Source organism: Undibacterium sp. Ji50W, assembly GCF_049340445.1.
Classification (GTDB): Bacteria; Pseudomonadota; Gammaproteobacteria; order Burkholderiales; family Burkholderiaceae_D; genus Undibacterium.
Genome location: NZ_JBMPOX010000004.1, coordinates 1 through 12,457, shown reverse-complemented (window position 1 = coordinate 12,457; position 12,457 = coordinate 1). Strand labels below are relative to the sequence as shown.

Sequence of the window (12,457 nt, the reverse complement as noted above, 5' to 3'; positions counted from 1 at the left end):
ATCAAGCTCCGTTTTTTGCAGAAAGAAAAATATTACTTCATTGCCTTGCATTCGGTTTTATTACCCTGCATGCGACATTCGGTAATCAGCTTGCCCTGCTTGTTCCAGGCCTGGACTTTCCAGCTTTGCTGCTCGCGTTCCATGGTCATGAAACCAACGTCATTGGAATTGCTGAAATGATCGAGCTTTGCCTCGGTATAGGGTGTGGCATTGGCTTCCAATGGTGTTGGCAAAGCGGTATCGAGTGAAGAACCGCCATTGCCAGACACAAATTGCACAGGTTGACCACTACTGAAGGTCAGCGCTTCAAACAAGTGTACGTGGCCCGCCAGGGTAGCCTGTACCCTGGATGGAAACAGGCGTGTGCTGTTCAGCGTTTGCATGATATCTTGCATGGCAAGATTGCCTGGGTAGATTTTCAACTCACCGCCTTTTTTAGATTCCGCAGCAAAACCCAGTACCGGATGATGATCAATGAAGAGATTGAAGTCTGCTGTTTCTGCCAGTTTATTGACTGCCTTGAACTGCTCCATATACAACTGATAGGCAGCATCGGTTTTTGCCAGTGGCTTGTTGGGTACTTTGGCGGAATCAAAGACGATGAATTGTGCCTGCTCGCTGCCAACCCGGCCCAAAGGTACGGCATAGGGGGCGCTGTAATCGCCACCCTGGTCATCTTGCTCGGCGATGCAATCACGACCCGCCTGCAAAGGACGCGGGTCCATCAGGCGCCACCAGCCCTGGCCTGCCCGCGTACAGGATTCATGATTGCCGCGCACGACTATCCAGGGTGCGGTTTTCAGCAAAGCCGTGGCGGGGGAAAAGAAATCAGCCTGCCAGGTATCCCAGCCATAACCCCAGGGGCTGCCGGCACATTCCTTATTACCTTCGGGACAGGCATTTTCGCGGTAATGGTAATCACCCACATGTACCACCAGGTCAGGTTTGAAACGGGCCGCGGTTTCCACCATTTCACGGAAAGCCCATTTTTCACTGTCATTGCAAGACTGGAAGTAATTGTCCTTCGATTTCAAACGACAACCCGTATCACCGATCACTACAATTTTTTGCGTTACCGCTTTCGGCAAAGGCAAAGCATGACCCGCGATACTGGCGGTTTTGGCGTTCGCCGGTAATACTGCATCACAAGTCAGGACCGGGAAAGCAGATGCCTTGCTGTCTACCGGGTCGCTGGCGGTGTTGCGCACAGGCAGGGTAGCAGCAGCGGCGCGTATCTGCATGGGCTGGGCCACGCCATCTTGCATCAGGGTCGGGCATGCGGTATCTGTGGTGATGGCGCGGGCGATCGCCTGGCCATTTTCACCCAGTACCACCCAGGCCGCCTGCAACTTGCCAGCCGGTTCATTTTGCGTAGGCACCGTGCCGCACGCAGCAAGCAGGCTGACAAGCGTCAAGCTGGAAATCACACGCAGTCTTTGCGCCATATTGAAACTCATTATTTTCTCTCTCATGAAGTAATACCATCCTTGCTGCGCAGCTTAATGCGGAATCATGTCCGCTTGATGAAGGTCCGTCCGGTACTGATTTAAGTATGTCCCAGCGCCTCATACGTCAGGCGTTTGAAATCAAATGAAAACGGGTGCCAGAAACTCATCAGCCTTTGTGTCATCAGTACACCGGCAATATTGTGGCGTGGTGATAGCCACCAGTGCGTACCGGCGATACCACCCCATTCAAATTCACCTGTTGCTGCCGGCGGGTCGATTGATGAAGGCATCAAGGTTACTGCACCACCCAGGCCAAATCCTTTGCCGGGCACGGCACCAACGCCGGGAAAAGCTATCCCGGTACCTGCTGGCAACTGGTTCTGCATCATCAGCTTGATGGTCGAGGCTTGCAGCAGAGTATCGCCATCCGGCATGAAACTGCGCATCAGGGACAGCATGTCCTGGATGCTGGAAACCAGTCCACCACCACCCGACAAGCGCGCCACCGGCGTGACAAAGGCACCGGGATACGGTGATTTGTCGAGCTTGCGCAAACCGCGTTGCAGGATATTTTGCGGATCAGTACCCGCATAATAAGACGCCAGGCGATCACGCTTGTGTTCGGGTACGACAAAACTGGTGTCATGCATGGCCAGGGGGTTGAGTATGCGCAATTGCAGGAAGCGGTCAAAACCCATGCCGCTGACCACTTCCACCAGGCGCGCCAGCACGTCGGTGGCGATCGAATATTCCCAGGCTGTGCCCGGATGAAAGCTCAAGGGCAGTCCGGCCAGCACATCCATCATCTCGGCCAGGCTGGTGAAGGCATTCAACACCCGTTTTTCATTGTAGGTCTTATACATCAACGTGCCGTGATCCAGCAGGCCATAGCTGAGTCCGGAAGTATGGTTCAGCAATTGCCTGATGGTGATCTTGCTGCGTGACGGTTCGGTGTCATCCAGGCTGGTCGCACCGGGTTTCAATACCTGACGCTGTGCCAGTTGTGGCAAGAATTCTTCGGCGGGCTGATCCAGTTCCAGCTTGCCCTCTTCCATCAAGAGCAAAACCGCCATCGAGGTAATCAGCTTGGTATTGGAAAACACGCGAAACAGGTGGTCGTCGCGCATGGGCGTCTGGCTTTCGCGGTCTGCCCAGCCAGTGCAATGCTGATGCACCAGTTCGCGCCCGACCAGAACGGCGGTCGATACACCGGCCAGGATTTCCCTGTCCACATATTTTTGCATTGCTGCATTTACCTTGCTGAAATCGTAAGTCATAGCCTGAACTGTGCGGACATCAAAAAAACAGCTATCTTACTACGCAGTTGGTACATAGTTAGTCGTGCCACTCCTTGAACAAAGGGCTTGAACGCAAAACTTTCATCAGCCAAGCATGAATTGCCAACTGAAAAATACCAGCAGACCAACGATGATGGTAGCCAGTTGATGGCGTGTTGCGGCGCAGACCATGACAGCCACAGAGGCGGCCACCAGTTGCGGATTGCGCCAGCTCAATTCCAGTTCTTGTCCGTGCGGCGACAATATCATGGGGACGATAATGGCTGTCAGCACCGTCACCGGCACAAAGTCCAGCGCCTTGCGCACATTGGCAGAAAACATCACACGGTCACCCAGCATGAAGATCAGGGCCTTGACCAGGAAAGTGATGACGGCCATGCCTAATATGGTTAAAGTGATATTCATGCTGGCTCTACTTCTTTTTGCTTATTTGTACTGGATCTGGACGACAGCATGCCCGTACCCACACCTGCCACCACGGCAACCAGCAAACCCAGTTTGTAAGGCAAACCCTGCAATGCATAGGCTGTGCTGCCAGCCACGACGGCGGCCAGCAAATGCGGTCGCCGGTATAACTGCGGTACCACAATGGCAATGAAAGTTGCCACCATGGCAAAGTCCAGCCCCAGGGTCTGTAATTTCGGGAAAATCGCACCAAACAACAAGCCAACCAGGGTCCAGCACTGCCAGTTGGCATACATGGACAAGCCCGAACCAAAGAAATACCAATGACCGTCTTTGGCATGATGATGCTCGCGATAATAGCGATTAACCACGGCAAAGGTTTCATCCGTCAGCAAAAATCCCAGGGTCCAGCGCCAGCGGCGCGGTAAATGGCGTACATAGGGCATCAGTGAAGCCGCATACAGCATATGGCGCAGATTCACGATCAGGGTCGCCAGCCAGATCACCAGCATGCTGGCATGCCCGGCGATCAAGCCAACCGCAATGAACTGGCTGGAACCGGCAAATACCGACAGCGACATGAGCTGCCCCTGCCAGGCACTCAATTGTGCGGTAGCAACCAGGGTGCCAAATATCATGCCGAAAGGGGCTGCGCCCACCAGCATGGGCACGGTATCGCGCACGCCGGCGGTAAAATTGCTCAGACGGGAAGAAGTGTGCAAAGGAGGCATCCTTTTGAATCCCTTTTAATATGGATATGGAATCATGCCCGTTTCGGGAAATTTGCGCTTGTACGATCTTGCGCTTTGACGGCGCTGACGAGGAAAAAATCAATTCCCCTGGCTAACAGCGCCAACATTGGATAGTGCCAGCAGCAATTCTGCATCCGCAAAGAGCGAGGCCAGCGTTTTATATTATATGCACCAGGCGTTCAAGGCGGGAGGATGGCAAGCTGGCAGAATTCTTGCTGCGCGTAATGGGTACGACCTGCATGATTGATGCTTGAAAACAACGTGAACGGGCAGTCTGCTGAGAATTTCATCATTGCTACCAATTGCCTAGCATCATCACCAAACTCCTGCCATGTAAATGACGCAGAGATTTTAAGTTTGGGCGGTTGACACACTTATAATATGATGCAAATGATGCGCATGCCGTACACGTGATGTTGAGCGACATGCTTACTCTCTACTCTTGACTATCCACCTTTGTTTCGAAAGGATAAAGTGAATTCTGCCGCGCCACCAAGCTTGCCCCGACTGGAACTGAAAGGCATCTCCAAACGCTATCCGGCGGTCATTGCCAATGACCAGGTTGACCTGCAAGTGGCACCGGGTGAAATCCATGCGGTGCTGGGTGAAAATGGCGCTGGCAAGTCGACACTGATGAAGATCATCTTTGGTGCCGTCAAACCTGATGCCGGCACGCTGCGCTGGAATGGTGAAGAAACCAGGATCACGACGCCGCAAGATGCACGCAAGCTGGGCATTGCCATGGTGTTCCAGCATTTTTCTCTGTTCGATACCCTGACCGTTGCCGAAAACATTGCGCTTGGGCTGGACAAGAACGTCAATATGCAAGCGCTGGCAGAACAAATCGCCCAGACTGGCGACAAGTATGGGCTGGAACTGGAACCGCACCGCCATGTGCATACTCTGTCAGTCGGTGAAAGACAGCGGGTGGAAATCGTGCGGGCTCTGCTGACCAAACCGCAATTATTGATACTGGATGAACCCACTTCAGTGCTGACACCGCAGGCTGTGCAAAAGCTGTTTGTCACCCTGCGCCAGATTGCAGCCGAAGGTTGCAGCATCCTGTATATCAGCCACAAGCTGGATGAAATCCGTGAACTCTGTCATTCAGCAACCGTCATGCGGGGCGGCAAAGTGACTGGTCATTGCGACCCGGCCCAGGAAACTGCCGCCAGCCTGTCGCGCATGATGATAGGTGAAGACTTGCCACCATCCACAGAGACCGGTGAATGCATACTGGGTGATTCACGCCTGCTGCTCTGTGGCCTGAGTCTGCCCAAGGCGCATGCGTTTGCGACCGCACTATATGACATCGATATGGAAGTATTTGGCGGTGAAATCGTCGGCATCGCCGGGGTATCCGGCAATGGCCAGCAAGAATTGCTGGCCGCCCTGTCTGGCGAAGACCGTCGTGCCAACGCCAGAATGATACGACTGAAAGGCAAGCTGGTCGGCAACCTGGGGCCAGAAGCACGCCGCAGCCTGGGCCAGAGCCTGGTGCCAGAAGAAAGACTGGGCCGTGGTGCTGTACCGGAAATGAGCCTCACCAACAATATGTTGCTGTCACATCAGCATGGACAATTCGTGCGCCATGGGATGATCGACTTTCGCCATACCATGCAGGCGGCAGCAGATATCATCAGCCGCTTTCGCGTCAAGGCATCTGGCCCGGCGGCACTGGCGCGCAGCCTGTCTGGCGGCAACCTGCAAAAATTTATCGTCGGCCGCGAGATCACGCGGCAGCCCGATGTCTTCATCGTCGCCCAGCCCACCTGGGGGGTGGATGTGGGTGCTGCAGCCCAGATCCATGCCGAAATCCGCCAGTTGAAACAGGCTGGCTGTGCCGTGCTGGTGATTTCTGAAGAACTGGATGAATTGTTTGAACTGTGCAACCGCATGCACGTGATTGCCAAGGGGCGTTTGTCGCCCTCTATCGCCACGGCCACCGCCACACGCGAAAAAATAGGCTTATGGATGAGCGGCCTGTGGAAAGATGGAGAAACTGCCGAAACCGTCTCGCTGGGCAAGACCCGCCGCCGCAAAGGAGGGGAGCATGCTTAAGCTGGAATTACGCGCCGGCAGCTCGCGCAGCATGGCTTATTTTTCGCCAGTACTGGCGCTGTTGCTGACTATCTTTTTTGGTGCCCTGCTGTTCATGGCCCTGGGTAAAAACCCTTTGACTGGCTTGCAGGTATTTTTGATCGAACCGATACGCAGCAAAGCCGCGATTGCCGAATTATTGCTGAAGACCACGCCGCTGGTACTGTGCGCACTGGGGCTGTCAGTTTGTTACCGCGCCAATGTCTGGAACATCGGTGCCGAAGGCCAGTTGATAGCCGGTGGCCTGGCAGCGGGCAGCACCATCCTGTTTTTTGATACTGGCCTGTTTGGTACGCCTGGTACACCTGGCACATCCGGCCTGGCTGGCGGCACGGTGCTGGTACTGGCCACCTGCGCCGGTGTGGTCGGTGGTGCACTGTGGGCCAGCATTACCGCGCTATTGCGTGACCGCTACAATGCGAATGAAATCCTGGTCTCGCTGATGCTGACTTATATTGCACAACTGCTGTTGATGTATGCCGTGAATGGCCCGCTGAAAGACCCGGCTGGCATGAATTTTCCACAATCCAAGGTGTTTTCCAGCGACTTTTTATTACCGCATCTGTTCCAGGGCAGCCGCCTGCATGTCGGCTTTATCGTCATGCTGATTGCCAGTGGCCTGATGGTGGTCTTTGTGTATCGCAGCTTTGCCGGTTATCGCCTGACCGTGGGTGGGCTGGCACCGCTGGCGGCACGCTATGCCGGTTTTTCCAGCCGCAAGGCCTTGTGGTTGTCACTGCTGATTTCTGGCGGCTTTGCCGGCATGGCAGGCGCGTTTGAAGTGGCTGGCCCCATCGGCCAGGTCTTGCCATCGATTTCACCCGGCTATGGCTTTGCTGCCATCATCGTCGCTTTTATTGGCCGCCTTAACCCCATAGGCAGCATCTTTGGCGGTCTGGTGCTGTCGCTGTTTTATCTGGGGGGCGAGATGGCGCAATCACGGCTTGGTCTGCCGTCTGCCATCACCGGCCTGTTCCAGGGCATGCTGCTGTTTTTGCTGCTGGCCTGCGATACCCTGATCAATTACCGCCTTCGCTGGCAGAAATAAGCGACCATGGAAAATTTTGCTGCGCTGATCGCCGCCTCCATCAATTCCGGCACGCCCCTGCTGATTGCTGCACTGGGCCTGCTGATCAATGAACGTGCAGGTGTGCTCAATCTTGGTGCCGAAGGCATGATGCTGGTGGCCGCCATAGTCGGCTTTGCAGTCGCCCACCAGACCCATATGCCGTGGCTGGGCTTTGTCGCCGGTGCCGTCGCCGGTATGCTGATGGCGACCCTGTTTGCCTGGCTGGCGCTGGTGCTGGCGACCAACCAGGTCGCCACCGGGCTGGCACTATCCATCTTTGGCGGCGGCCTGTCGGCTTTTATCGGGCAGTCTTTTGTCGGTCAGTCACTGCCTGCAGGGGGACATGGCATACCGTATCTGTCTGATATCCCGTTCCTGGGCAAGGCCTTGTTCGACCAGCATGGCATCGTGTATTTCAGCCTGCTACTGTGCGTGGCGATTGCCTGGTTTTTGTACCGCAGCCGGGCGGGCCTGATCTTGCGCGCCGTTGGTGAATCGCCCGAATCTGCCCATGCCCTGGGGTATCCGGTACGCAAAATCCGTTATATAGCCTTGCTGTTCAGTGGTGCCTGTTGCGGCGTGGCGGGGGCTTACCTGTCTGTGGTCTACACACCGATGTGGGTGGAAGGCCTGGTAGCCGGCCGTGGCTGGATAGCCCTGGCCCTGACCACCTTTGCCACCTGGCGCCCGGCACGCGTCTTGCTCGGTGCCTTACTGTTTGGTAGTGTAACGATATTGCAGTTCCATTTTCAGGCGATAGGCATTGCTGTTCCTTCAGAAATCCTGTCCATGCTGCCGTATCTGGCGACCATCGTGGTGCTTATATTGATTTCACGCAATCCAGACTGGATACGCCTGAACATGCCGGCATCGCTGGGGAAACCTTTCCGTCCGGGGTCTGCATGACGGTATTGCCTGAGGGTATTATGGGATAAATTGATTGTTGTATTTTTCGTTTCAAGAAACTTTGTCATCCACGTTTCATCAATACTAGGAAGCTCACCATGAAAATTTCTCGCAGAAAAACCCTGACAGCCGGGCTGTCCCTGGCGATTGTTGGAATTGTTGGGACTATGGGTCTTGCCGCTTGTGGTCAGAAAGAAGAAAGCAAGCCTGCTTCCACTGCTTCGGCTGCGCCAGCCAGTGTAGCCGCCGTCCCTGCCGCACCCGAACCCTTGAAGGTCGGCTTCATCTATGTCGGCCCGGTAGGGGACGCAGGCTGGACATTTGCACATGATGTCGGCCGCAAGGCGGTCGAAGCCAAATATGGTGACAAGGTCAAAACCACCTTTGTTGAAAACGTACCAGAAAGCGCAGCCGATGCTGAACGCGTGATCCGCGACCTGGCCACCCAGGGTAACAAGGTGATCTTCGGTACCACCTTCGGCTACATGGAGGCCATGCTGAAAGTGGCGAAAGACTTTCCGGATGTCAAATTCGAACACGCCACCGGTTACAAAACTGCAGACAACATGGCGCAATATGATGTGCGTACCTATGAAGGTGCTTATCTCGCAGGTATCGCCGCTGGCAAGATGAGCAAATCCGGCAAGCTGGGTGTCGTTGCGTCCATCCCTATTCCTGAAGTGCTGCGCAATATCAATTCCTTCACTCTCGGTGCCCGCTCGGTGAACCCCAAAGCCACTACCAAGGTAGTCTGGGTTAACAAATGGTTTGATCCGGGCAAGGAACGTGAAGCTGCCACCACCCTTATTGGCCAGGGTGTGGATGTGCTGATGCAAAATACTGACTCTGCCGCCGTGGTACAAACTGCCGAAGAAAAAGGCGTGTACGCCTTTGGCTGGGACAGCGACATGAGCAAATTCGGCGCCAAAGCCCACCTGGCCGCATCCGTCATCGACTGGGGTGTCTATTACACCAAGCGCGTTGGTGAAGCACTGGATGGCAAATGGAAATCAGACACCACCTGGTGGGGCCTGAAAGAAAACATGATAGACCTGAAAAACTTCAACGCCAGCCTGTCCGATGACGTGAAAAAACTCATCGCCGACAAACGCCAGGGCGTCATCGACGGCACAGTCCCAATCTGGAAAGGCCCGATCAAGGACAACACCGGCAAGGAAGTGCTGGGCAAGGACGCCGTCGCTGATGACAAGTTCTTGCATGATGTGAAGTTTTATGTGGAAGGGGTGGAAGGTAAGGTTCCGGGTTAAATCGACAGAGTCCTACTTTCCACAAAAAACGTGGCTGCCTGATAACAGGTAGCCACGTTTTTTTTGAATCATTCGAAATGAACTTCAATCGCAATCCAGTAAATGCATATTTAGATTGAGAAAAACTGCTGATCAAAAAGTTTTAAATTCAACAAATAAATTTGCATTTCAAAAAGAACAACAAAAATCAACATAAATGACGAAAATTCTTGACCAATTTAACAACAAAAGCTTGAATGTAGATTATGAAAATATAAGTGCATCACATTAAAAGAAAGCAATCTATGTCTAAGCATGAAACCATTACTGGTTACAAGTTCAATATTTTGAACGAAGTCGTTGCAGAGAAGGATTTGTTTGAAGACCAAACTCATGCGCAGGTCAGCGAGAATTTGTTCAACTTGATTCAATCCTCAAATAAAGGCGTAACAATAGGCTTAGAAGGAAACTGGGGGTCTGGCAAATCCACGGTTATAAATTTACTCAAAGATCAATTGATAGAGGATAAGAATCAAAAAGCAAAATTCTTTATGTTTGACGCTTGGGCACATGATGGAGATCCGCTAAGAAGAATATTCCTGGAAAGCTTAATAAAAGAAATGGATCCTGATGGCCAGGACGACTATCTTCTCGAAATTGAAAAGGAAATCACAGGCAGGAAAAAGACCGTCTCCGTCGAATCAAAAAAATCAGCGTCACAGTTTGGAAAATTACTCTCATTCGTCGCACTGACTATCCCTTTGGGAACCGCATTATTGGGGAAAGTTAATTATGAAATTTTCAAACTCCCTTGGTCCAATGATGCTGGTTCAATTTACTGGTTATTTTTTCTTGGACTGTTTTTTTTGTTTATCTCCATTTATTTTTATAGGATCTTGGTTTTTTATAGGGGAAGAGGATAAAGCAACAGGGAAGGTTTCATGGGATTTCTTTAAAACTGAATCAATTGAGAGTTCAGTGCAAGATATAACGGAAGATGGCGAAAGAACTTCGATTGAGTTTGAGCGCTACTTTGAGAAAATATTAGGGCATGCGATTGAAAAAAATAAGATAGATAAATTTGTTCTAGTTATAGATAACCTTGACCGTGTTGACCCTCAACACGCGAAAAACATTTGGGCAACTCTGCAGACTTTTTTTCAACGACGATCCACAAACAAAAAGAATAAGGATTGGGTAGACAAACTTTGGTTCATTGTTCCATTTGACCGTGAAGGATTCATAAAAATTTGGGGGGAATCTAACGACGGCAATGCTACGAATATCTCATCTTCCTTTTTAAAAAAATGCTTTCAATTTATCGCAGAAGTACCTGAACCTGTCATGTCAGCTTGGCTTGAGTATGCACAGCGTAGTATTAATATTGCGCTAGAACACTGGCCAGAACAGGAACGTATAACCATTTTGGAAACGTTTAAAAGATATGCGAGTAGTTTAGGTAGTTCACCTACGCCAAGAGACATTAAAGTTCTTATCAATCAAGTTGGTATGCTAGGTATGCGGTGGGGTGGAATAATGTCTGCAGAAGCTATGTGCCTATATGGTCAATATCGACAACGCTACAATAAATCAGAATTAAGGAATGAGTTATTAGATGAAGGATTACCTAATAAATATGAAAGTCACACTGGTTCAACCATACTTAAAATGGAAATCGCAGGAATGCTATTTGGTGTTCGCAAGGAGAAAGGTGCTCAACTCTTACTGTCTCCACTTATTAAAGCTTCAATTAAAAATGGTGACGGAGGAAAAATCAAAGACATATTGACAGAACACGGCGATGCATTTTGGATTGTATGGCATTCGATCCGAGCCGAATTTCTACCATCAGTAACACATACAGAAGAATATGTAGTTGCGACGGTCAACGCAATACATGATGGACTATATGACGAGCGTACAAAGTTAACCAATGAAATCAAGCATATTCTAGACATCTGGAAGACACCCGACAAAGATTGGAATTTTGAAACCATTGATTATTCAGTTCCATTATTAAAATTAGCTTCGCTAAATTCAGCTCCTCAAGACGTATATATTTGGTCAAAAACAAAGTTACTTGAAAAAATTAAAGACATAGTTAAATCAGTTGGATCTGAAAAATTTAATGCCACTGAATTTGAAAATGTCGAAAAATTAAATGCCCTCCAGAAAAAGGTTGGACATGGAGTGGATAGATTACTTTATTCAAATTTGGATGTAAAAAATTGGTCTATTTGGCTAAATGAGCTTCATGAATACGATGTCTCAATACCTGAAGTTTTACCTGCAAGAGGAGCTATCACAGCAATCGCATCTAATGCTAGCAGCAATCCAAATACGTTAACCACTGCTGAATTAACTGATCTCATAAGAACGATACGTATATATCCAGACTCACCTGAATGGACAGGAGTCTCAGCTAAATTAGTAATTTGGGTAAATTCCCGAGAAAGAGAAGTGCATAATGAATTAGCTTATGAACTGATACTCAGATTTTTTGGTTCATGCCCTGAAAAAATCCAAGAACAGCTTTCAAACGCGCTCACACAACCAACTTTCTGGAATAGGGCTTTGGTTGAAGACATCGGAAAATCGAAATCGTTGCCTATATTGGCTTCAATTATTTGGAGAAATGATTTACTCAAAAAACCAAATATAAGTGAAAACATTAAAAACTACTGGCGCAAAAAAAGAGAGAAAGAAGAACTGACTAACATATTCAATCTTTTCATTGAATATAACCAAATTCATACTATTTGGTATTTAGCATCCGACTCCGAAAATATCTTGGCTATTCAAATAATCAAATCGTTTATTGATGAAGCTCTCTATTCTTCACAAATGGGATTGCTGTCTATAGATGAGTATTCTTGGGCTGACGAAGTAGAACTAGAGAAAATAATCAAAAATCTTTGTAAATTTGGTAGTGTAAGAAATGCAGAATCCTCATTATCTACCGATCCTATTTTGTACGGTAAATGCATCTATTTACTGAATTTGCATGGAGATCCGGAAGCTAAGAAATTTTCGGCAAGTATAGCTGCGAACTTATTCGTTTACGACTGGTATAAATGCTTCATGGAGTCCAACTATTTACTCCATTTCACTAGTGTCCGGTTAAATTGGTAAGTAAAGCCAGCAAAGCTAATGCAGGCGCTGGTTTTGGCGGTTTTAGGGGTGTCCACGATTTGAATTTAAAATATGTCATTTGCGATAATCTCCGGTTTAT

Annotated in this window: 10 protein-coding genes; 6 read left to right on the top strand and 4 right to left on the bottom strand. The window is 50.0% G+C overall.

What is annotated here, in order from left to right; all coding sequences use genetic code 11:
- Positions 1-32 precede the first annotated feature (32 nt).
- The 4 genes from ACO0K9_RS08620 to ACO0K9_RS08605 form a co-directional block, all read right to left on the bottom strand.
- A complete protein-coding gene (locus tag ACO0K9_RS08620) occupies positions 33-1,457 on the bottom strand; it encodes a metallophosphoesterase family protein (protein ID WP_422983832.1) in 1,425 nt (474 codons plus the stop codon).
- Between the two features lie 89 nt (positions 1,458-1,546).
- Positions 1,547-2,692 (bottom strand): serine hydrolase domain-containing protein, encoded by a 1,146-nt coding sequence (locus tag ACO0K9_RS08615; RefSeq protein ID WP_422983830.1) that lies wholly within the window; start codon positions 2,690-2,692, stop codon positions 1,547-1,549.
- A 138-nt stretch (positions 2,693-2,830) separates the two neighbouring features.
- Positions 2,831-3,151: an AzlD domain-containing protein gene (locus ACO0K9_RS08610; protein WP_422983828.1), complete on the bottom strand. Its 321-nt coding sequence runs from the start codon at positions 3,149-3,151 to the stop codon at positions 2,831-2,833.
- Positions 3,148-3,882: an AzlC family ABC transporter permease gene (locus tag ACO0K9_RS08605; protein ID WP_422983826.1), complete on the bottom strand. Its 735-nt coding sequence runs from the start codon at positions 3,880-3,882 to the stop codon at positions 3,148-3,150. Before ACO0K9_RS08605 ends, ACO0K9_RS08610 begins: the two co-directional genes overlap by 4 nt.
- A gap of 495 nt (positions 3,883-4,377) precedes the next feature.
- Here ACO0K9_RS08605 and ACO0K9_RS08600 point away from each other — a divergent pair, with 495 nt between their 5' ends.
- From ACO0K9_RS08600 to ACO0K9_RS08575, 6 genes are all read left to right on the top strand, one after another.
- The gene (locus ACO0K9_RS08600) at positions 4,378-5,964 is read left to right on the top strand and encodes an ABC transporter ATP-binding protein (RefSeq protein WP_422983824.1); all 1,587 of its coding nucleotides are present in this window, start codon (positions 4,378-4,380) and stop codon (positions 5,962-5,964) included.
- A complete protein-coding gene (locus ACO0K9_RS08595; RefSeq protein WP_422983822.1) occupies positions 5,957-7,051 on the top strand; it encodes an ABC transporter permease in 1,095 nt (364 codons plus the stop codon). The genes ACO0K9_RS08600 and ACO0K9_RS08595 overlap by 8 nt, the downstream gene beginning before the upstream one ends.
- Positions 7,052-7,057: 6 nt before the next feature.
- Complete coding sequence (locus ACO0K9_RS08590; RefSeq protein ID WP_422983820.1) at positions 7,058-7,978, top strand: ABC transporter permease; 921 nt, start codon at positions 7,058-7,060, stop codon at positions 7,976-7,978.
- Between the two features lie 98 nt (positions 7,979-8,076).
- On the top strand, positions 8,077-9,246 hold the full coding sequence (locus tag ACO0K9_RS08585; RefSeq protein ID WP_422983818.1) for a BMP family ABC transporter substrate-binding protein: 1,170 nt from the start codon (positions 8,077-8,079) through the stop codon (positions 9,244-9,246).
- 284 nt (positions 9,247-9,530) lie between these two features.
- Positions 9,531-10,148, top strand: coding sequence for a P-loop NTPase fold protein (locus tag ACO0K9_RS08580; RefSeq protein ID WP_422983816.1), 618 nt, complete (start codon positions 9,531-9,533; stop codon positions 10,146-10,148).
- Positions 10,045-12,357 (top strand): P-loop NTPase fold protein, encoded by a 2,313-nt coding sequence (locus ACO0K9_RS08575; protein WP_422984361.1) that lies wholly within the window; start codon positions 10,045-10,047, stop codon positions 12,355-12,357. The genes ACO0K9_RS08580 and ACO0K9_RS08575 overlap by 104 nt, the downstream gene beginning before the upstream one ends.
- Positions 12,358-12,457: the final 100 nt, after the last annotated feature.